This window comes from Vibrio sp. 10N.286.52.C3, assembly GCF_041468865.1.
In the GTDB taxonomy this organism is placed as follows: Bacteria; Pseudomonadota; Gammaproteobacteria; order Enterobacterales; family Vibrionaceae; genus Vibrio; species Vibrio crassostreae_C.
In genome coordinates this window covers 61,957-83,942 of sequence record NZ_JBFRJM010000011.1, presented here as the reverse complement: position 1 = coordinate 83,942, position 21,986 = coordinate 61,957, and the positions used below count along the sequence as shown (strand labels likewise).

Here is a 21,986-nt window from a genome sequence, read left to right as displayed (position 1 = left end):
GGAGAGCAATTTTTAATTTATACATGGAGAGTGAGCGATGAGAGTAGGTCTAGTTGGTTGGCGCGGTATGGTTGGTTCTGTACTGATGCAACGTATGGTTGAAGAGAAAGACTTCGACTTGATTGAGCCTGTTTATTACAGCACATCTCAGATTGGTATTCCTGCCCCTGTTTTAGGTGGTAAAGATGCGGGTCTACTTCAAGACGCTTTTGATATTGATAGCCTAAAACAGCTTGATGCTGTGATTACCTGTCAAGGCGGCGATTACACATCAAAAGTATACCCAGCACTGCGTCAAGCAGGTTGGAAAGGTTACTGGATTGATGCAGCATCTACTCTGCGTATGGATGCTGATTCAATCATCACTCTTGATCCTGTTAACTTGGCTCAAATCCAGCAAGGCATTCACAGCGGCACCAACACGTTCGTTGGCGGTAACTGTACTGTGAGCTTAATGCTTATGGCTCTAGGTGGTCTGTACGAGAAAGGCATGGTTGAGTGGATGAGTGCCATGACTTACCAAGCAGCTTCTGGTGCGGGTGCTAAGAACATGCGTGAGCTGATCTCACAAATGGGTGTGATCAACGACAGCGTAAGTTCTGAGTTAGCAAACCCTTCAAGCTCAATTCTTGATATCGATAAGAAAGTGGCTGATACGATTCGTTCATCTTCATTCCCAACAGACCAATTTGGTGCTCCGCTTGCAGGCTCACTGATTCCTTGGATCGATGTGAAGCGTGAAAACGGTCAGAGTAAAGAAGAGTGGAAAGCCGGTGTTGAAGCGAACAAGATTCTTGGTCTAGATGGTCAGCCAATCCCAATTGATGGTACTTGTGTACGAATCGGTGCAATGCGTTGTCACGCTCAAGCACTAACGATCAAGCTTAAGCAAGACGTGCCAATGGACGAGATCGAAGAGATCATCGCAACGCACAATGATTGGGTTAAAGTGATTCCTAATGACCGCGACATCACGGCACAGGAGCTAACACCAGCGAAAGTAACAGGCACAATGTCTGTACCTGTCGGTCGTCTGCGTAAGATGTCGATGGGTAACGACTTCCTAAACGCCTTCACGGTTGGTGACCAACTACTTTGGGGTGCTGCAGAACCACTACGTCGTACTCTACGCATTATCCTTGCTGAGAAATCGTAATAGGCAAAATTGCTTAAATTCTATTAGCTGATAAACCGAAAGGGTTGACGACAAACGTCAACCCTTTTTAGTTTATTGCTACCTCGTTATTCGGCCCTCGAAACTGCCCTTAAATCTCTTCGCATCTCGCTACTCGAATCTCGTGTCTGCTTTTATTTCTCGTCGGTGACGACACGCTTGTCTGGATCCGCTAATTCGCTAGCACAGTGCTTGCAATACATGGCGTCTGAATCATGACCCGCTCGGTTACAGTTCGGGCACTTAACCAACTCTTTGTGCGAGTTCATCTCATTACTGAGTTCTGCAGTAATGATCCCGGTTGGCACTGCTAAGATAGAGTAACCCAATAGCATGGTCAGTGATGCTATGGCTTTACCAAGCGCGGTCTGCGGCACCATGTCACCATAACCTACCGTAGTGATAGTCACGATGGCCCAATAGATACTGTGAGGAATACTGGTGAAGCCATTGTCAGGACCTTCAATAACAAAGATCAAGGCGCCAAAGATAACCACCAAGATGCCGACGGTGCTAAAGAAGATCAGTATCTTTCGTCGTGCCATTAATAGTGAGCGCAACAGAATATTGGAATCTTGCAGGTAGCGAACCAGCTTTAGAATTCGGAAGATACGCATCACACGCAGCAGTCTCACCACACCCATAAATGAAGCGCCTGGGAAGATGATTGCTAGGTAGGTCGGAAGAATCGCCAATAGGTCAACGACACCATAAAAACTGGTGGCGTAAGATTTTGGCTTTGGGGAGCAATAGAGCCTTAACAAATACTCAAGAGTGAAGAGTGCAGTGAAGGTGTATTCGATATAACGCAGCTGTTGTGACCATTCGGTCATCACATTAGGGATGGATTCTAAGATCAGAACCAACAGCGAAGCCAAGATTGCAACGATCAGAGTTATATCAAATGCACGTCCGGCTGGCGTGTGAGTACCAAAGATAATGACGTACAAATGATGCTTGAGTGGCTTGCGTGACATAAGGAGAGGTTCGTCTTCTGTTAAATGCATTAACAGTCATTATACAAGCTTCATAATAACGAGGCGAGTGAAAGCCCAATTGCTTTACTCGCCTCATCTATATTTCAATATTGTTGCCCTTTATAGAGCAACCGAAATGTTGTTAAACGTTATGCCAAGCCTGGGAACAGATTACGTAGGCCATTGGCGATGAACTCGATGCCCAATGCGCCAAGAATCAGACCCATGATACGAGTGATCACGTTGATACCCGTTTGACCTAAAAAGCGAACGATAACCGGCGCTGAACGGAACAAAAGCCAAGAGCACGTTGCGAATGCGATGATGCTAATGCCGATGCCGACCGTATCAATAGCAGCAGGGTAGCGAGAACCATAAACAATGGTCGAGCTGATTGCACCTGGGCCTGCCATTAGCGGCATAGCAAGTGGAACAACGCCGATCTGCTCTTTGCTGATGTATTCAGACTTCTCTTGTTTGTTCTGCTTATCTTCACCGAGCTTACCGCTCATCATCGAAAATGCGATGCTCAATAACAGTAAGCCACCAGCAACGCGGAATGAATCCAACGAGATGCTAAACATATCAAGAAGCATTTGCCCTGCAACAAGTGACATAATCAAGATCACGGCAACAGCAATATTTGCTTGTAAGGCTGTCCTGTTCCTCTCTTCTGGCGGCATATGAGCAGTAAGAGAAACAAAAACAGGCATGATGCCGATTGGGTTTACGGCAGCAACAAGCCCAAGGAAGAATTGCATAAAAATTGCGAGTTCTAAGCCTTGCATGAGAGCGATCTCCAGTTAGCGTACTTAAGGTTGAAGGGTTGATCTGTGAATAGTTTAGGCGCGTAATGTAAGGGACAAACTCAATTTACGCGAATGAAAAAAACTAACTTGAAATGGGTGATTCTTTTTAGAAAAACTAATTGAATCTCACTTTTGTTTTAAGCCTGTTGCAAGCTAGTTGGTAGTGTTTCATTTTGTAATTTATTATTGAGTAACTGTTAACCGACGCACGAAATTAATAAAAATTATGTCAGAATCTAGCCCGTACAACGCTATGGATATACTCTCAGTAGCACGAATATAGCTGTATACATGTAATTTAACGGACTAAAAATGAAACTTTTTTACAGTTTATTACGCTATGTAGAAAAAAGTTGTCTGTTTGCTTGTTTTTTGCGCGAACGAAAAGTGTGAGTTTAATCTATATAAATCATGCACTTAAGTTCATTTTTGCGATTGCCTTACTACTTTCTGGTTAATTCTTTTTGGGTAACTGATCTGGGTCAATTTTTTTCACACAGTGAAATAATATACTCAGCCCTGAAAGCAATTTACTAAGAACGCTGGTGTTTAAGGTTAACGGCAAGCAGCGAATTTAATAAAAAGTTTTTAATATTTATTATTTTAGGAGATCCACCATGCCTGTAACTAACTTAGCGGAACTTGATGCTCTAGTAGCTCGCGTTAAAGCAGCACAAGAAGAGTTTGCAACATTCTCTCAAGAGAAAGTAGACGCAATCTTCCGCGCAGCTTCTCTTGCTGCTAACCACGCTCGTATTCCACTTGCTCAACAAGCAGTTGCTGAATCTGGAATGGGTATTGTTGAAGATAAGGTTATCAAAAACCACTTTGCATCTGAATTTATCTACAACAAATACAAAGACGAAAAAACATGTGGCATCTTAGAAGAAGATGACAACCTAGGCACAATGACTATCGCTGAGCCTGTAGGTATCATCTGTGGTATCGTTCCAACAACGAACCCAACTTCTACAGCAATCTTCAAATCTCTAATTTCTCTTAAGACACGTAACGGCATCATCTTCTCGCCACACCCACGTGCAAAGAACTCAACTAACGACGCAGCGAAACTAGTTCTAGACGCAGCTGTTGCAGCGGGTGCTCCAAGAGACATCATCGGTTGGATCGACCAACCATCTGTAGAGCTTTCTAACGCGCTTATGAAGCACGACGGTATCGCACTTATCCTTGCTACTGGTGGTCCAGGCATGGTTAAAGCAGCATACTCTTCAGGTAAGCCTGCTATCGGTGTTGGTGCTGGTAACGTTCCTGTCGTTATCGATGAAACAGCTGACATCAAACGTGCTGTAGCATCTATCCTTATGTCTAAGACTTTCGATAACGGCGTAGTATGTGCTTCTGAGCAAGCTGCAATCGTAGTTAGCGAAGTATATGACGAAGTTAAAGAGCGTTTCGCTTCTCACAAAGCTCACGTTCTATCTAAAGCTGACGCTGATAAAGTACGTAAAGTTCTGCTTATCGACGGCAACCTAAACGCTAAAATCGTAGGTCAACCTGCTCCAGCAATCGCTGAAATGGCTGGTGTTAAAGTTCCTGCTGATACAAAAGTACTTGTAGGTGAAGGTCTTGGTAAAGTTTCTTACGATGACGAATTCGCTCACGAGAAACTATCTCCAACTCTAGGTCTATTCCGCGCAGATGACTTCGAAGACGCAGTTGCTCAAGCGGTAACTATGGTTGAAATCGGTGGTATCGGTCACACATCTGGTCTTTACACTAACCAAGATACTAACGCAGACCGCATCCGTTACTTCGGTGACAAGATGAAGACTGCTCGTATCCTAATCAACATCCCGACTACTCACGGTGGTATCGGTGACCTGTACAACTTCAACGTTGCACCTTCTCTAACTCTAGGTTGTGGTTCATGGGGTGGTAACTCTATCTCTGAGAACGTAGGTCCTAAGCACCTTATCAACAAGAAAACTGTAGCGAAGCGAGCTGAAAACATGTTGTGGCACAAACTACCTAAGTCTATCTACTTCCGTCGTGGTAGCCTTCCAATCGCAATGAGCGACCTAGAAGGTAAGAAACGCGCATTCCTAGTAACTGACCGTTTCCTATTCAACAACGGTTACGCAGATGACGTAGTTAGCTTGCTTAAAGCACAAGGCATCGAAGTTCAAACTTTCTTCGACGTAGAAGCGGATCCAACGCTATCTGTTGTTGAGAAAGGCGCTGAAGCAATGAAGAGCTTCCAACCTGACGTAATCCTTGCTCTAGGTGGCGGTTCTCCAATGGATGCTGCTAAGATCATGTGGGTTATGTACGAGCACCCAGAAACTCACTTCGAAGAACTAGCAATGCGCTTTATGGACATCCGTAAACGTATCTACAAGTTCCCTAAAATGGGTCAAAAAGCTGAGCTTGTATGTATCACTACAACTTCAGGTACAGGTTCAGAGGTTACTCCATTCGCTGTTGTTACTGACGACAAGACTGGTGCTAAATACCCACTAGCTGATTACGAAATCACGCCAAACATGGCTATCGTTGATGCGAACCTAGTAATGAACATGCCTAAGTCTCTAACAGCGTTCGGTGGTTACGATGCAGTAACTCACGCTCTTGAAGCTTACGTATCTGTTCTAGCGAACGAGTACTCAGACGGTCAAGCTCTTCAAGCTCTTAAGATGCTTAAAGAATACCTACCATCAAGCTACAAAAATGGTGCGGCTGACCCAATAGCTCGTGAGAAAGTACACAACGCAGCAACTATCGCTGGTGTAGCATTTGCGAACGCATTCCTAGGTGTGTGTCACTCAATGGCTCACAAAATTGGTGCTGAGTTCCACCTACCACACGGTCTTGCTAACGCACTACTTATCTCAAACGTTGTACGTTACAACGCGAACGATAACCCAACTAAGCAGACTGCATTCTCTCAGTACGACCGTCCACAAGCACGTCGTCGTTACGCTGAAGTTGCTGACCACCTAGGCCTAAGCCAAGCTGGTGACCGTACAGCTCAGAAGATTGAACGTCTACTGACTTGGTTAGAAGAGCTTAAAGTTGACCTAGACATCCCACTATCTATCCAAGCTGCGGGTGTTAACGAGTCTGACTTCATCGCTAAACTAGACGAGCTAGCTGTTGAAGCGTTCGATGACCAGTGTACAGGTGCTAACCCACGTTACCCTCTAATCACTGAGCTAAAAGAAGTTCTAACAACTTCTTACTTCGGCCAACCATACGTTGAAGGCGAAACTTTCGAAGGTACTACAGTTATCCTTAAGAAAGCAGACCAAAAGCCAGCTGAAGCGAAAGCGCCAAAAGCTAAAAAAGAAAAAGCTAACGCATAATAAGTAAGCATTAGTTTTGAGATAAGTTTTCGCTAGCACGATACTTATCTATCGGGAAAAGATGAAAGCCCCAGTCGAGAGACTGGGGCTTTTTTTATGTTTGGTTCGTTTGTAAAACGGATTGAGAGGCAATAGCTCTGCTACTTAATATGAGCTGAGCCAGTCATGTTCAATTGGAATAGGGAGTTAAACCTCTGCCGCGACAACTCGCCCACTGAAGTAGTCATTCGAGACAATGTATTCGGTTGTTCTGGTCAGCTCGTCTTGCAGCTGCGCCCAGTGACATCGGTTGAGCTTGCCATCGGAGTTATGAACGGCGGGAACAACGCCACCGACTCGAATGCCAAAGGGAGTCAGCTCTTTCGCCCAACTATGGGTAAAGCCAGTGATCATTGAGTTTGCGCTCTCTAAGCCAGACACATCGTGAAAGTCATCATGAGATATCACATTCACAATCACGCCTTCCTTATCTTCCTCTCGCAATCTCTCAGCACTGATTTGCCCAAATGCGAACAGGGTCGATGCCATCGATGAGAGATCATTAATAAAGCTGCTCACAGGCTGATCGCCAATTAGGCTAGGCATTGGGGAGCTTATCCAGTTATTGACCAGCACATCGGGTGTCGTGTTGAAGGTGGTTTGAATAAAATCATATACGCTGAGAATCGCTTGGCTGTCATTGCCTTTGAGCGTGTAGTGGTAAACAGAGTCAGAAAACCGGGCACACTGTAGATACGTCGCTTTAAGTGCTTCCGTGTCTTTATCACAAAGGATGACGGTGGCTCCAAGGTTAACAAAGTGGTTCGCAATCGCCCCCCCCAGTCGCGAGCCGGCAGATGTCACCAATATGATTGAGCTTTTTATTTCCATCCCAGTACCTAAACAAATCGTCCATGTCGGATAAGGATGGGTTAAAATTTATACAACGGGTGTGAATTGGTTCAAACTAAGGTGTGCCAATTAATAAGTTTTTATGAAGTTAGTGGCACGTCACATTTTGTAGTAACTTCAAGCGGTAACCGACATCAGGTGTTTTTAGGTTGCCTAAGGCTAGTGGTTCATATCATTCGTGTGAATACTTTGAAGTGTGCGAGTTAGTCGAAGAAGAGCTATGGATAGACAGCGAAAAAGGGAAAGGTAGGCGACCGCTATACTTGAGCTTGAATTTGATACTGACGTTGCGCGGTGGTTAGCTCATTGTAGAGCGTGGCATGTGGCAAATCAGGTAAATGCTTGTTTGCGAGTTTGCGTCGGTCATGACCAGAAAGGTTTTGGTAAACCTCTTCGGGTAAGTCGGCTGTATCTTCAGGCATGAAGGCAAGCGCTTCAGGTTTCAAGTAATGGCTGAGCTTGGCGCTGGCAAGGCTAGCTTGATGAAAATGATTAGATTGCTGAGCTGAAATCTCATATGAAGACTGGTTTGAACGCAGTTGTTGAGGTTCTGCTATGCCAAATTGTTTGCGCAGGCGATCTTCATTTGTCTCTGTGATTTCAATGGTGTCAATTGGCGTGCAATCACGGACATCATTAGAAAACATAGATAACAGCAACGCGAAATCTGCACGGCGACCTTGCTCAACCGCTTGGCTGATCCCGATGCCGAACTTCAGTTCGTTGATGATTCCTGGTTTGTCTAAAGTATGTATTTGCATGTCGCCTCTCATTGGATACACCTTTAACGGCATGGAGTCGGCAAACTTTAGTGTTTAATTACAGGCAAATAGAGAATTTATCTAGGGTTGGGAAGAAGGCTATCAATAGTTCGAGAAATAAGCGCTATTGGCGGGTTTATTACGAAATGTTTAGATTTTGTGGAACACGACAGATACAAAAAAGCTCACGCCGAGGCATGAGCTTTCAATAGATAACTCGCTATAAATAGCGCAGCGTAAGCAATAATTACTTAGCTAGGTTCTCTTCTACGAAAGACCAGTTTACTAGGTTCCAGAATGCAGCCATGTAGTCAGGGCGAACATTGCGGAAATCGATGTAGTAAGCGTGTTCCCATAGGTCAACAGTTAGAAGTGGAGTAACACCTTCTTCTGTTAGAGGAGTAGCAGCGTTAGAAGTGTTAACGATGTCTAGAGAACCGTCAGCTTTCTTAACTAACCAAGTCCAAGAAGAACCGAAGTTGTTGATTGCTGAATCAGTGAATTTCGCTTTGAATTCTTCGAAAGAACCGAATGCAGCGTTGATAGCTTCTGCAACAGCGCCAGTTGGTTCGCCGCCCGCTTTAGGAGCAAGACAGTGCCAGTAGAACGTGTGGTTCCAGATTTGAGCAGCGTTATTGAAAACACCACCAGTAGAAGTCTTAACGATCTCTTCTAGTGTTTTGCCTTCAAACTCAGTACCTGGGATAAGGCCGTTTAGCTTAACAACGTAAGTGTTGTGGTGCTTACCGTGGTGGAAATCTAGCGTTTCTGCTGAGATGTGTGGTTCTAGCGCGTCTTTCGCGTAAGGAAGAGCCGGTAGTTCAAATGCCATTGCTCAATTCTCCATTGATATGAAAGAGTTAACTCTTTCGATTGCTTCCAGTGATATTATTATTCATGGCTCGCTATACTGCCAACCATGGTCAATTTGCTGACTTGCGATATAGTTTAGCAAGTTTTTACTTTATTAAAAGCTTATTTCATTACTTTTGTGTGAATTGTTAGCTTAGCTTGTTAACCGCTTTTTTTATATGGTTTTTATTCTTTTAGTTTGGGGTAGAATAAAGGCAATAAAAGCCGTAATCCATTAACGAGGAAGCAATGGAAACTATCGATAAAATCAAACAGCAAATTGAAGAAAACACTATTCTACTGTACATGAAAGGTTCTCCTAAGCTACCTAGCTGTGGTTTCTCTTCTCAAGCGTCTCAAGCTCTAATGGCATGTGGCGAAAAATTTGCTTACGTAGATATCCTACAAAATCCTGATATCCGTGCAGAGCTTCCTGCTTACGCACAGTGGCCAACTTTCCCACAACTTTGGGTTGAAGGTGAGCTAATCGGTGGTTGTGACATCATTCTTGAGATGTTCCAAAAAGGCGAACTTCAGCCAATCATCAAAGAAGCAGCGGCTAAAGTTGCTGGCGATGACGCTGAATAAGTTCTAGCCTTTGCGCTGAATAGTTAAAATGAGGGGCCTTAATCAGGCTCCTTTTTTGTTTGAATTGATCGAATCATTGACTCGATAAGGAATGAACAATGAACGTAAAACTTCATTATGTGCATGATCCAATGTGCAGCTGGTGTTGGGGTTACAAGCCAACACTTGAGTTATTGAAACAACAATTGCCTGCGAGCATTGAGTTTAACTATGTAGTGGGTGGTTTGGCCCCGGATTCTGATGAGCCAATGTCAGAAGAGATGAAAGGCAAGCTGCAAGCGATTTGGAAGCAGATCGAAGCTAAGTTGGGTACTGAGTTTAACCATGATTTTTGGACAGAGTGCCAACCTGTTCGCAGTACTTACCCTGCGTGCTGTGCCGTGATTGCTGCAGGTTTTCAAGACCACTACGAAGCGATGCTTGAAGCGATTCAACATGCTTACTACCTTCGTGCGATGTTGCCACATAGCCAAGACACACATTTGCAGTTGGCTGAAGAGCTAGGTATGAATGTTCAACAGTTTGAAAATGACCTTTCTAGCAAGTTATTGGAAAGTGAGTTAGATGACCAGCTAGGCTTTAAAGAAGCGATGGGTGTATTTTCTTACCCGACCTTAATGCTTGAAGTGAACGGCATCTTTAGTGAAGTTGAATTGGATTATCATTCAACGGAAGCGACGCTTAAGTCTATTCGCGAAATTTTAGTGAGTAATGCTCCCGCTGCGTAATTCAGCCAGAGTCATCTGTATTCGCAATGATTTCTAAGGCTTACTCATCAGAGTAAGCCTTTTTTGTTTGGTGTCGCTAGTTCAATGAGAGTGAACGGAAGGAAGAGTAGAATGAATCTCAGAGACAAAAAAGACCGCACGAGGCGGTCTTTATAAAAGTGAGCGTAGGACTGTTTAACTACAGAACCTAATTACAGAACCATGGCTGCAATCCAACCGAATACGATCAGTGGGATGTTGTAGTGCAGGAACGTCGGTACTACGGTTTCCCATACGTGCTCGTGTTGACCATCAGCATTTAGACCAGACGTTGGACCTAATGTTGAGTCAGAAGCCGGAGAGCCCGCATCACCAAGTGCAGCAGCTGTACCTACTAGAGCGATTGTTGCCATTGGCGAGAAGCCAAATGCAGCTGCTAGTGGAACGTAGATAGTTGCAAGGATTGGAATCGTAGAGAACGAAGAACCAATGCCCATAGTAACCAATAGACCAACAATTAGCATAAGTAGTGCTGCTAGAGGCTTGTTGTCGCCGATGCTTGTTGAAAGTGCTTCAACCAAAGATTCAACGCCACCTGTTTGCTTCATAACTGCCGCGAAACCTGCTGCTGCAATCATGATGAAACCGATCATTGCCATCATGTGAACGCCCTTGGTGAAGACATCTTGTGTCTCTTTCCAAGCAATAACGCCACCGAAGGTAAATACCATGAAACCCGCTAGAGCACCGATGATCATAGAGCCAGTCGATAGTTGAACTGTTAGCGCTGCTACGATACCAGCTGCTGCTACTAGGATGTGCTTCTTGTTGATCTCTTTCACTTCTGTTGAAACAACAGTGTGAGAGGTTTCTTTGTATTGGCGAGGCTTACGGTAAGTAAAGAATACTGCCGTAAGAAGACCGAAGATCATGCCCGCAGCGGGTAACAACATCGCCATTGGCACTTGGCTTGCTACTACGTTTTCAAGACCATTGTCGTGAAGGTTTTTAAGCAGAATGTTGTTTAGGAAGATGCCACCAAAACCAATCGGTAGCACCATGTAAGGTGTAATCAGACCAAAAGTAAGTACACACGCAACTAGACGGCGGTCTAGGTTCATTTTTGCGAATACGCCTAGTAGAGGTGGGATTAAGATTGGGATGAAGGCGATATGTACTGGAATCACGTTTTGCGAAGACATGGTCACTAAGATCAACGACGCAAGCATGCCGTATTTAAGACCAGTCGATGCCGCACTGTTCTCTTTGCCGTGAATGCGTTTGATAACACTTTGAGCAAGGAGATCTGTGATACCAGAACGTGAGATAGCAACAGCGAATGTACCAAGCATAGCGTAGCTAAGTGCAATCGTTGCACCGCCGCCTAATCCACTTTCGAAAGCCGCGACTGCGTCGTTCAAGCTCATACCAGAGGCTACGCCACCGATAATTGCACTGAACGTCAGAGCAACGACTACGTTTACGCGCATCAAAGCTAAAACAAGCATGATGCAAACTGAAATTACAACAGGATTCATATTATTCTCGGGATGTTGTGTTTTTTATGAAGGCAATACGAAAAAACGTTTACCGACTCTATTTTTTATTCTTCGTCAACAAGAGGCCAACCACCAAGGGCTTTCCATTTGTTTACAATGCCGCAAAATAACTCTGTGGTTTTTTGCGTATCATACAAAGCAGAGTGTGCTTCTTTGTTGTCAAATTCCATCCCTGCAGTGCGGCAAGCTTTAGCCAAAACGGTTTGACCGTAGGCAAGACCACTAAGAGCTGCAGTGTCAAAAGTAGCAAATGGATGGAAAGGGACGCGTTTAAGCTTACAGCGCTCACTTGCCGCATTAACGAAGTTCAAATCGAATGTAGCGTTGTGAGCAACCATGATTGCACGACTGCAATCTGAAGCTTTTTGTTCTTTTCTCACTAGCTTGTAGATTTCTTTAAGGGCTTCTTGTTCCGACACAGCACCACGTAATGGGCTAAATGGGTCTTTAATTCCGTTAAAGTCTAATGCTGCCTGCTCTATATTTGCGCCTTCAAAAGGCTCAATGTGAAAATGAAGCGTTGATGCAGGGTGCAGATCTCCGTTCTCATCCATTTTTAATGTAATGGCACAGATTTCTAATAATGCATCGGTTTCAGCGTTAAACCCTGCGGTTTCCACGTCGATGACCACTGGAAAATAGCCGCGAAAGCGTTTTTTTAGGGTCAGAGCTTCGTTTTCTACAGTCATGTTAGCCCAAATAAGTGTGATTAAGGCTGCATTATTGCAGATAATAGCAGTGATAAAAACTAGGGAAGGGCAATAAATCTTAAATTACCCAACCCATTACGGCTTGATAATTGCATATTTAAACGTGAGAGAAAAATGCGGCAATTGGCTGCATTGTTAAACGAATTGCTTAAGAGATACTCCACTTTATGAAGAAACAACTCATAACAGGTTCAATGCTATTTTCGCTACTTGTGTCGTCATCGGTCATGGCACAAGAAAAGCGTTACGGAGCATCTCCTCAACAGTCGACATGGGAGATGGTAGCCAACACGCCACTTGAATGTCGCTTGGTTCACCCAATTCCAAACTTTGGTGATGCTGAGTTCTCATCTCGCGCGAGTAAAAAAATCATTTTGGACTTTGAGCTTAAAATGCGCCGTCCAATGGGTGCGACGCGCAATGTAAGCTTGATCTCTATGCCGCCACCTTGGCGTCCGGGTGAAAGTGCTGATCGTATGACAACCATTAAGTTCTTCCAGCAATTTGACGGCTATGTCGGCGGTCAAACAGCTTGGGGCATCTTGAGTGAGTTGGAGAAAGGGCGTTATCCGACATTCAGCTACCAAGAGTGGCAGAGCCGAGATCAACGTATCGAAGTGTCGTTGTCGTCGGTGTTGTTCCAAGAAAAATACAATGTGTTCAGTGACTGTGTTGCTAATCTGCTGCCTTACAGCTTTGAAGATATCTCTTTCACTATTTTGCATTACGACCGCAACAGCGATCAGCTGAATAAATCGTCGCGTAAAAGGCTGAGCCAGATTGCTGATTACGTTCGCTATAATCAAGACATCGACCTTGTGCTGGTGGCAACGTACACCGACTCTGTCGACAGCAAAGGGATTAGCCAAAACCTTTCAGAGCGCAGAGCGGAATCGTTAAGAGAGTACTTCAAATCTCTAGGCTTGCCAGAAGATCGTATTCAAGTACAAGGCTATGGTAAGCGTCGTCCGATTGCAGACAATAACTCGCCAATTGGTAAAGACAAGAACCGACGTGTTGTGATCTCTTTAGGTCGTACACAGGTTTAAGCTAAACAATAGCTTGTTTTGAAATGACAAAGCCCGTCTTGATGACGGGCTTTTTTATGTTTTAGATTTGGAGTCGTTGTTTGGACGTAACTTGTTTAGTTCAAGCGGAAGCGGGCGATCATTTCACAGTTGGTCGCGGTATCGATCTTCTCCACCATAGAGGCAATTTTAGGGTTTGGGTGGCGTTTCATGAAATCGATCAGCGCTTTCTTACAGCAACCAATAGAATCGATAAAGCTTGAACATTGAGTATTAGGGCACTGAGGGATCAGTGTGAGTACCTTTTCAGAAGCCAGTTGAAGATACTTGAGCTCGTATTCAGTGTCGCCAGCCCAACGCCAGAATTGAGCAAGATTGTGGCAAGAAATCACCGAAATCAGTAAGCGCTCATCGGCTTGAATATCGGTGCGTTCTGTAATTTCTTCACTTAAGTTCTAAGCCTGCTGATAATGAAGAATACTTCGTACAGGATCGTCGAGCTGCAATGCAGTATCGGCAAGTAACGTGTGTTTTTCCGATTCGCTAATCATTGTATTACCTCATTAATCAATAGGTGGTTAATTCAAATGATAATCATTATCATGTAAAGTTTCATCAATGAGATTGTTAAGAATAATTGGTGAAGCATATCGATTATGGGGAGAGTGATAAAAAAGAAGCGAGCATAGTGCTCGCTTCTTTTTTATTTCATCAGGCGTTCAAACTCAACTTCTCAAAGAAGTTAAGGAATTAACCTTCTAGACCTGCGCTTGCTTGTTTGTTCTGAATCAGCTCAATCATGTAGCCATCAGGATCTTTAACGAACGCAATGTGTGTAGAGCCGCCTTTAACCGGACCCGCTTCTCGCGTTACGTTGCCGCCAGCTGCTTTAATCGCATCACACGTTGTGTAGATGTCATCAACACCGATAGCAACGTGACCAAAAGCAGAGCCAAGATCGTATTCCGTGGTGCCCCAGTTGTAAGTCAGCTCAATCACTGCGCCTTGAGATTCGTCGCCAAAGCCAACGAAAGCCAGTGTGTATTCGTACTCTTTGTTTTCGTTCTTACGTAATAGCTGCATGCCCATTACATTGGTGTAGAACTCGATAGACTTGTCTAGATCACCCACGCGTAGCATGGTGTGTAAAATACGACCGTTTGACATGATTTGCTCCTAGCTTGTTATTGGTTGTTTCTTTTATAGCACTATATATGAGCAAGCTCATAAGCAACACCAAAGAGATGATGAGTTTGGTCATATTTTCTTATTCTCATCATCTATCTTACTCTCCCCCTCTGCCTTTTTTCTTATTTGTATTACAAGAAATTAAAGAGCGACGGCCTTATTAATTTGTCAGTCACTAGCGCTTAATTCGCAGTTTTGCATAAATAGTAAGTTTGAGTGTTGGTCTTTTTTGTAATGGCCAAGAATGGCCTTGGTTGTTGAATTGTGACTTATATCTCCATCTTGTTGCTGATTTCCTTTCGTTTTTACAATTGGCATCTAACTTTCCATTTTATCAATTTATGATTACGCCAACATCTCCCTGTTTATAGAAAGGTTATTCCGATGTTTTACTTCGTTATTAAGGAATTTTCGATAAAATACGCCGATAACCAATGGTTTTTACGAAAGTGCAAAGGGTGTCTATTTTTTGTGCTTATCTTTTTTAAACAATAGTTTGGGCTTGTATTGTTTGTTTTATGTTTGATGTTTGATGTGGTTGTGTTTTCAAAGTAGCTGTCAAGTGTGTATCAAGTGTATCTTTTGCGATCTTTGCTAAATAGACAATCCTTACTATATAGTTTTTCAAGCGCACCAAATCGACTAAATATTCACTTTTGATTTGTGCGATTTTTCTATCACATAAGAATAAGTATTATTTTATTACATTAGCCTCGGCGTGAGGCATTGATGTGGAGTACTCAAATGACGAGTAAATGGTTTACACAACAAAGTTCAGATGTTTTAAACGAACTGAACGCAGATCAAACGACAGGTTTATCAACTTCTGAAGCGGATGCACGCTTAGAGAAGCACGGCACTAACGAACTGACTGCACAAGAGTCAGCTTCTGCGTGGGAACTGTATATTCATCAATATAAAAACCCACTGATTTTTATTCTAGCTGTTGGTGCAATCGTTTCTTGGTCTACTGGCCACGCGATTGATGCTATTGCTATTGCAGTGATTATCCTTATCAATACTGGTATCGCGTTCTGGCAAGAATTTAAAGCTCAGAAAGGGATGGAAGCGCTAAAAGAAATGGCAGCTCCAGAAGCCGAAGTGATGCGCGATGGTAAATGGATCAGTGTTCCAGCTAAAACCCTCGTTCCTGGTGACATCATCAAAATTAATACTGGCGATATTCTGCCTGCTGATGTTCGTATTCTTGAGTCAAACCGTCTGACGGTAGATGAGGCTGCACTGACCGGTGAATCTGAGCCAGTGAATAAGCAGTCTGAACGCCTTGAAGATGAGACCCTTGGTCTTGGCGATCAGAAGAACATGGGCTTCATGACAACAATCGTGACTACAGGTACAGGCCTTGCTGTGGTAACAAGCACAGGTATGCAAACTGAAGTTGGTCACATCGCTGATATGATGAACCAAACGGAAGAGACGAAAACACCAATGCAAGAGCGTATGGACACCATCGCACTCGCATTATTGGTTGTTGCTCTTGTGGTTGTTGCTATTGTTTGTGCTATCGGTGTTTACCACGGTATGCCATGGTTAGAAATCCTAACAACAGGTATCTCTTTATCGGTTGCCGCTATTCCTGAAGGTTTACCAACGGTGGTTACTATCGTATTAACGATGGGCTCGACTAAGATGGTTAAGAATAATGCTTTGGCTAAACAGCTAGCAGCAATCGAAACGCTTGGTTCTACAACCGTTATCTGTTCAGATAAAACCGGTACGCTAACACAAAACCAAATGCAGGTGATGAAAGCGTACGATGTGTCTGGTCGTTACTGGGATGTGTCAGGTAAAGGTTTTGATCCTAAGGGTGAATTCATTACCAAAGGTCACAATGTCGAAGCGACAAACAGCCCTGCAATGATGAAAGGTCTTGTTGTTGCAACGCTTTGTAACGATGCTGAATATGTAAATGCTGATGGTAAATGGACGGTTCGTGGCAACCCGACAGAAGGTGCACTAATTGTTGCAGCTGCAAAAGCAGGTCTTAAACAAGATGAAATGCTATCAACGGGTGGCTACTCAATCGTTAAGAAGTTCCCGTTCGATTCTGGTCGTAAGATGGCTTCTGTTATCGTTCGTGACCCACAAGGTAAGCACTTCCTAGCATTGAAAGGTGCGCCAGATGTTGTTCTTGGTAAATCAACCAGCTTCATGGTTGACGGTGGTTTCGTACCAACGGTTGGCTGTGAAGTTTCAGGCAACTTGGCTCTCGATACCGCACCGTCTCAAGAGCTTCATTTAAACTTTGAAGCGGCAATCCAAACCTTTGGTGGTGATGCTCTGCGTACACTTGCCGTTGGTTTCCGTGAATTAAAAGAAGAAGAGCTTGAGTTAGATTTCCCTGAGCTTGAAAAAGACGTCAGCATCCTGGGTATCTATGGCATCATGGATCCACCACGCCCAGAAGTACGCGATGCAGTAAATAGCTGTTATAGCGCTGGTGTTCGTACGGTAATGATTACCGGTGACCACGCAGTCACGGCAGCAGCGATTGCTCGTGAAATCGGAATCATCCGTAGCGAAGACGATCTAGTGGTAACGGGTGCTGAGCTTGACCAAATGGATGACGAGAAGCTGTTGTCTATCTGTTCTCAGGTTGCAGTATTTGCCCGTGTTACACCAGAGCACAAGCTGCGTATCGTAAAAGCGCAGCAAGAGAACAATGAAGTTGCCTCTATGACCGGTGACGGCGTGAACGATGCGCCAGCACTGCGTCGTGCAGACATTGGTGTTGCGATGGGTATTACAGGTACGTCTGTTGCGAAAGACTCAGGTGACCTTATCCTGTTGGATGACAACTTCAGTACTATCGTGAAGGCGGTACGTCAGGGTCGTCAAATTTTCGATAACCTACGTAAGTTTATCCGCCAAGCACTTACAGCGAACGTGGGTGAGGTTTCGGTAATCCTATTTGCATTCCTACTCATGGGACCAGATGTAGTACTTCCGCTAACTCCACTAATGATTTTATGGGTTAACCTCGTTTCTGATGGTCTACCAGCACTCGCACTCGGTGTTGAGCCAGAAGAGAAAGATCTCATGGAGCGTAAGCCAGGCAAACGTGACCAAGGCTTCTTCTCTAATGGTCTAGGCGCTCGTATCCTAACTCGTGGTCTCGCATTAGGTGGTCTAAGCTTTGTGACATTCTCTTACGCACTCGACGGTGGTTACAGTGCTCAATACGCACAAACCGTTGCGTTTTTAACACTGATCTTTGCTCAACTTTGGAGCTTGTTCGATGCACGTACGTTTACAACGATTTATCGTAAGAATCCGTTCACTAACCACTACCTACTTGGTGCGGTGGCAGTATCGGCTATCTTGTCTTTAAGCGTTGTGTACACAAGCTTCGGTCAGTTGGTATTCAGCACAGAAGCGCTAGAGTTTAATCACTTAATATCGTTAATCTTCATTGCAGCAGTACCAACATTTGTTCTATCTGCTATCAAAGAAGTGACTAAAGTGGAGTTTATCTAAGACAGACTTCTTAGCTAAATAATTGAATCCCGCCATAAAAGGCGGGATTTTTTATGCCTGTTGTCTTGGGAACGCAGAATTAGAAGTGAAAACTTATGTAGAGGCGGATTCTAGAGAGTGGCAATAAAAAAGCAGCGCTTTAAGCGCTGCCGTATTGATTAATCGTTGTGAACGGAAAGACTAATCTTCGCTCTTTTCTTTGAATTCACAGAGGTCTTCAATGATACAGCTGCCACAGCGTGGTTTACGTGCGACACAGGTGTAACGTCCATGAAGAATGAGCCAATGGTGGACATCCAGTTTGAATTCTTTGGGAATAACTTTGAGCAGCTTTGCCTCGACATCGTCGACGGTTTTACCCATCGCTAACTTAGTGCGGTTTGATACACGATAGATGTGAGTATCAACGGCAATGGTTGGCCAACCGAATGCAGTATTTAACACTACGTTGGCTGTTTTACGACCAACGCCTGGAAGGGCTTCTAATGCAGCGCGATCTTCCGGTACTTCACCATTGTGTAGGTCAAGCAGCATACGACACGTTTTGATGGTGTTTTCTGCTTTCGAATTAAACAGACCGATGGTCTTGATGTACTCTTTTAGGCCATCGACACCTAGGTCGAAAATAGCCTGTGGAGTATTAGCCACAGGGTAAAGCTTATCAGTGGCTTTGTTGACGCTGACATCGGTTGCCTGAGCAGATAAGAGCACGGCGATCAGCAACTCGAAAGGACTGTTCCAGTTAAGCTCAGTTTCTGGCTTGGGATTGTTTTCTCTTAAACGCTCAAGTATTTCTACTCGTTTTACATTGTTCATAGCGACATTACTTTCAAATAGTTAGGGCTTGAGTTCCGGCGGAGTTCTTTCAAACTTACTCGTTTTAAAATAACAAGTTCCGCAATGGTTCAGGCTTTATCATCGGTTACGCGCTCTTATGAGCGTCATTATTATGTGTACTTGGTTAATCTATTTACCTGCTGAGCGGTTGAGTTACTCAGCAGGGTTTAAGCTACTGTAACTTATCAGGCATTGGTAACGCGAGCGCGTTCAATAGCTGGTTTTTCTTGTTTGGGCTGTCTAGCTTTAGCTTGGTTGTCGATGATATTTTTCAAAGCAATCAAGAAACCAACACCAATAAAGGCACCTGGTGGTAGCAGGGCTAACAAGAAGCTGTTATCAAATTGGAATATCTGAATGCGCAATACCGAAGCCCAATCACCAAGGAGCAAGTCTGCGCCATCAAATAGGGTTCCGTTACCAATAACCTCACGCATCGCACCCAATACAACCAGTACCGATGTCATGCCAAGGCCCATCCAGAAACCATCTTGAGCAGCAGGTAAAACTTCGTTTTTAGAAGCGAAGGCTTCAGCTCTGCCAATGATGATACAGTTGGTTACGATCAGTGGGATGAAGATACCCAAAGATAGGTAAAGCCCGTATGCGTAGGCATTCATCAGTAGTTGAACACAGGTTACCAGTGATGCAATGATCATCACGAATACTGGAATACGAACTTCTTTTGGCACATGGTTTCGAACCAAAGAGACAGAAACGTTCGAACCGACCAATACAAGCAAGGTAGCAATACCTAAGCCAAGTGCGTTCGTCACTGTCGAAGAGACAGCCAACAGCGGACACAACCCAAGAAGCTGAACTAGAGCAGGGTTATTGGCCCACATGCCATTTTTAATCAGTGTTTTATGGTCACTCATTATTCACCACCACAATTTAGAGGTTGAGCAAGCAATGCTTGGTTGTTTTGGTTAACGTACTGCACCGCCTGTTTGACGGACTTCACGACAGCTCTTGGTGTGATGGTCGCGCCAGTAAACTGGTCGAAATCACCACCATCTTTACGAACCTTCCAACGATCAAGATTTGACTCGGTTACTTGTTTACCTGCAAAAGAGAGTATCCAATCACTCACTCGAAGGTCTATCTTATCGCCTAACCCCGGAGTTTCCCTGTGGGAAAGCACACGTGTACCCAAAATGGTACCGTCAATTTTCATCCCAACAATTACTTTTATTGCACCATTGTAGCCATCAGGAGCAATGGCTTCGATCGCAATCGCGCTAGGTTCATCGTTGAGTGTAGCAATATAAGCCGGCATTGCTTGTTCAGTGCCCAGCTCTTCTGCTTGAACCAGAGTACAGGCTGAAAATAGTTCATTATCGTGCAGATCGTGCGGGATAACTTGGTTAAGAACAGACAGTAACTGAGCCTGTTCTTGCTGTTTGATCTGATCTTTGGTCAGGTAGTGAGTAACGGCCACCAAACCTGTCGAAGCGCAGGCAAAAATCGCAAGTACAAGACCGTTTTTCTTAATTGCATTTAGCATAGTATCTGCTTCCTTAGTGGCCGTATGTACGAGGTTTGGTGTAGTAGTCAATCAGTGGAACACACATGTTGGCTAACAATACAGCAAACGCCACGCCATCAGGGAAGCCACCCCAACTGCGGATAATAAAGACTAACCCGCCAATCAGAGCGCCAAATACCAAGCGACCTTTCACTGTCGTCGAGGCTGAAACCGGATCGGTTGCAATGAAGAATGCACCAAGCATGGTTGCGCCAGACAATAGGTGAATGGTTGGCGAAGCGGTTTCACCTGGAGTTAAGATTAAGAATATCAGGCTAAACAGCGCAAGGCTGCCGATGAAAGCTACCGGAATATGCCATTGAATCACACGTTGCTTAATCAACACTAGGCCACCAACAAGGTAAGCAAGGTTTACCCATTCCCAACCCACGCCAGCTAACCAGCTAAATTGAGGTTGAGACAGAGCTTCAGAAGCCGTGTTACCTGCCGTTAATGCTGTTTTGAAGGCATCGAGTGGCGTCGCCATAGTGGTACCATCAATACCAAGACGAGCTTGTTGTAGAGATAAACCTTCATTATTGAAACCAGTAAAGATCATCAAGAAGGAGTCAACAAAGCTTGTTGCTTCAGCGGTTAAGCTGGTCGGCGCATTCCAACTGGTCATTTGAACTGGGAATGAGATCAGCAAAACAACGTAAGCAACCATCGCTGGATTAAATGGATTTTGTCCAAGGCCGCCATATAGGTGCTTAGCGATGACAATAGCGAAGAACATACCTATCACTAGAATCCACCACGGAGAGTGTGGCGGAATCGCGACACTGAGTAGCCAAGCGGTCACAACAGCGCTGTAATCACGTAATGCCATCACTGGCGGACGTTTTCTTAGCAGCATTACAGCGGCTTCAAAGGTAACAGCAAGTGCAATAGCAAATACTAACTGGATGAGCGTACCCCATCCAAAGAAGTAGGTTTGAGCTAGTAGACCTGGCAATGCACAAATAGCGACCCATTTCATGAGATCTGGGGTGCTTCGACGATTGTGTGCGTGCGGTGAGCTGGCGATAAAGAAGGCCACTACTCTTTCTCCTCATTATTCTTTTTGTCTTGCTCTTGCTGCGCCTTTCTTGCTTTAGCACGAGCAATTGCGGCAGCAACAGCTGCTTTTTTAGGATCGACTGGTTCTGATTGAATCTCAGCTTCCATTTCAATCTCAACTACAGCTTCAGGAGCGGTTGCTTCTGCTTCGACCTGCTTAGCTTGCTGTGCTTTCTTCGCTTTAGCGCGAGCTATTGCAGCGGCAACGGCAGCTTTTTTAGGATCGGCGGGCTCTTGTTGAGTCTCAGCCTTTATTTCAACTAAAGGTTCAATCTCAGGTTCAGAAGCGGTTTCTTCAGTTACGGCCTGCTTAGCTTGCTGTGCTTTCTTGGCTTTAGCACGAGCAATGGCCGCAGCGACAGCATCTTTCTTAGCATCGCCAGAACTTTCAGCCGGAGCTTCACTTTCGGTTTGAGTAGCTGATTCTGCTTGTTGTGCTTTTTTGGCTTTAGCGCGAGCAATGGCCGCAGCGACTGCATCTTTCTTGGCATCGCCAG

Annotated in this window: 18 protein-coding genes and 2 pseudogenes; 6 read left to right on the top strand and 14 right to left on the bottom strand. The window is 44.5% G+C overall.

The features are described 5' to 3' along the window. Positions 1-37: 37 nt before the first annotated feature. Positions 38-1,156 (top strand): aspartate-semialdehyde dehydrogenase, encoded by a 1,119-nt coding sequence (gene asd / locus AB4138_RS04560; RefSeq protein ID WP_017061186.1) that lies wholly within the window; start codon positions 38-40, stop codon positions 1,154-1,156. A 152-nt stretch (positions 1,157-1,308) separates the two neighbouring features. Here asd and AB4138_RS04555 read toward each other — a convergent pair whose 3' ends face one another. Further along, complete coding sequence (locus AB4138_RS04555; RefSeq protein WP_029235134.1) at positions 1,309-2,151, bottom strand: ion transporter; 843 nt, start codon at positions 2,149-2,151, stop codon at positions 1,309-1,311. 149 nt (positions 2,152-2,300) lie between these two features. Beyond that, positions 2,301-2,939 (bottom strand): YchE family NAAT transporter, encoded by a 639-nt coding sequence (locus AB4138_RS04550; protein ID WP_017061184.1) that lies wholly within the window; start codon positions 2,937-2,939, stop codon positions 2,301-2,303. Positions 2,940-3,577: 638 nt separating this feature from the next. Here AB4138_RS04550 and adhE point away from each other — a divergent pair. After that, the gene (adhE, locus tag AB4138_RS04545) at positions 3,578-6,283 is read left to right on the top strand and encodes a bifunctional acetaldehyde-CoA/alcohol dehydrogenase (protein ID WP_017061183.1); all 2,706 of its coding nucleotides are present in this window, start codon (positions 3,578-3,580) and stop codon (positions 6,281-6,283) included. Between the two features lie 186 nt (positions 6,284-6,469). On the opposite strand, the gene AB4138_RS04540 is transcribed toward adhE, so the two are convergent. The 3 genes from AB4138_RS04540 to sodB all read right to left on the bottom strand — a co-directional run bounded on the left by AB4138_RS04540 (position 6,470) and on the right by sodB (position 8,767). Next, positions 6,470-7,153 (bottom strand): SDR family oxidoreductase, encoded by a 684-nt coding sequence (locus AB4138_RS04540; protein WP_017061182.1) that lies wholly within the window; start codon positions 7,151-7,153, stop codon positions 6,470-6,472. A gap of 278 nt (positions 7,154-7,431) precedes the next feature. Beyond that, entirely contained in the window at positions 7,432-7,935 is a 504-nt protein-coding gene (locus tag AB4138_RS04535; protein WP_276605597.1) for a VC2046/SO_2500 family protein, read from the bottom strand. 247 nt (positions 7,936-8,182) lie between these two features. Then, positions 8,183-8,767 carry a superoxide dismutase [Fe] gene (gene sodB / locus AB4138_RS04530; protein ID WP_004734050.1) on the bottom strand — a complete coding sequence of 195 codons (585 nt, stop codon included), beginning with the start codon at positions 8,765-8,767 and terminating at the stop codon, positions 8,183-8,185. Positions 8,768-9,036: 269 nt separating this feature from the next. On the opposite strand from sodB, the gene AB4138_RS04525 reads away from it, so the two are divergent. Then, positions 9,037-9,375 (top strand): Grx4 family monothiol glutaredoxin, encoded by a 339-nt coding sequence (locus AB4138_RS04525; RefSeq protein WP_004741702.1) that lies wholly within the window; start codon positions 9,037-9,039, stop codon positions 9,373-9,375. Positions 9,376-9,473: 98 nt separating this feature from the next. Then, positions 9,474-10,103 (top strand): DsbA family protein, encoded by a 630-nt coding sequence (locus AB4138_RS04520; protein WP_372305117.1) that lies wholly within the window; start codon positions 9,474-9,476, stop codon positions 10,101-10,103. Positions 10,104-10,294: 191 nt separating this feature from the next. Here AB4138_RS04520 and AB4138_RS04515 read toward each other — a convergent pair whose 3' ends face one another. Beyond that, a complete protein-coding gene (locus tag AB4138_RS04515; RefSeq protein WP_029235135.1) occupies positions 10,295-11,620 on the bottom strand; it encodes a Na+/H+ antiporter family protein in 1,326 nt (441 codons plus the stop codon). Positions 11,621-11,685: 65 nt separating this feature from the next. Continuing rightward, positions 11,686-12,330, bottom strand: coding sequence for a ribonuclease T (rnt, locus tag AB4138_RS04510; RefSeq protein ID WP_017061178.1), 645 nt, complete (start codon positions 12,328-12,330; stop codon positions 11,686-11,688). A 188-nt stretch (positions 12,331-12,518) separates the two neighbouring features. On the opposite strand from rnt, the gene motY reads away from it, so the two are divergent. Next, positions 12,519-13,400 carry a flagellar protein MotY gene (motY, locus tag AB4138_RS04505; RefSeq protein ID WP_017063457.1) on the top strand — a complete coding sequence of 294 codons (882 nt, stop codon included), beginning with the start codon at positions 12,519-12,521 and terminating at the stop codon, positions 13,398-13,400. A 95-nt stretch (positions 13,401-13,495) separates the two neighbouring features. Here the strand turns inward: motY and AB4138_RS04500 are convergent. Together AB4138_RS04500 and gloA are read right to left on the bottom strand one after the other, a co-directional pair. Beyond that, a pseudogene (locus tag AB4138_RS04500) lies at positions 13,496-13,930 on the bottom strand (DUF2753 domain-containing protein). A gap of 199 nt (positions 13,931-14,129) precedes the next feature. Continuing rightward, positions 14,130-14,546 (bottom strand): lactoylglutathione lyase, encoded by a 417-nt coding sequence (gene gloA, locus AB4138_RS04495; RefSeq protein ID WP_004734046.1) that lies wholly within the window; start codon positions 14,544-14,546, stop codon positions 14,130-14,132. A 765-nt stretch (positions 14,547-15,311) separates the two neighbouring features. Here gloA and AB4138_RS04490 point away from each other — a divergent pair. Next, positions 15,312-18,065, top strand: coding sequence for a cation-transporting P-type ATPase (locus AB4138_RS04490; protein ID WP_102321073.1), 2,754 nt, complete (start codon positions 15,312-15,314; stop codon positions 18,063-18,065). Positions 18,066-18,245: 180 nt separating this feature from the next. Here the strand turns inward: AB4138_RS04490 and nth are convergent, their stop codons facing one another. The 5 genes and pseudogenes from nth to AB4138_RS04465 all read right to left on the bottom strand — a co-directional run. Next, on the bottom strand, positions 18,246-18,881 hold the full coding sequence (gene nth, locus AB4138_RS04485) for an endonuclease III (protein ID WP_048610522.1): 636 nt from the start codon (positions 18,879-18,881) through the stop codon (positions 18,246-18,248). Positions 18,882-19,087: 206 nt separating this feature from the next. Next, positions 19,088-19,780, bottom strand: a complete 693-nt coding sequence (locus AB4138_RS04480) for an electron transport complex subunit E (RefSeq protein ID WP_004734044.1) — start codon at positions 19,778-19,780, stop codon at positions 19,088-19,090. Next, positions 19,780-20,409: an electron transport complex subunit RsxG gene (gene rsxG, locus AB4138_RS04475; protein ID WP_108093286.1), complete on the bottom strand. Its 630-nt coding sequence runs from the start codon at positions 20,407-20,409 to the stop codon at positions 19,780-19,782. The genes AB4138_RS04480 and rsxG overlap by 1 nt, the downstream gene beginning before the upstream one ends. A 13-nt stretch (positions 20,410-20,422) precedes the next feature. Then, on the bottom strand, positions 20,423-21,469 hold the full coding sequence (rsxD, locus tag AB4138_RS04470) for an electron transport complex subunit RsxD (RefSeq protein WP_372220526.1): 1,047 nt from the start codon (positions 21,467-21,469) through the stop codon (positions 20,423-20,425). Then, a pseudogene (locus tag AB4138_RS04465) lies at positions 21,469-21,986 on the bottom strand (electron transport complex subunit RsxC); the annotation flags it as partial. The pseudogene AB4138_RS04465 and the gene rsxD, both read right to left, overlap by 1 nt.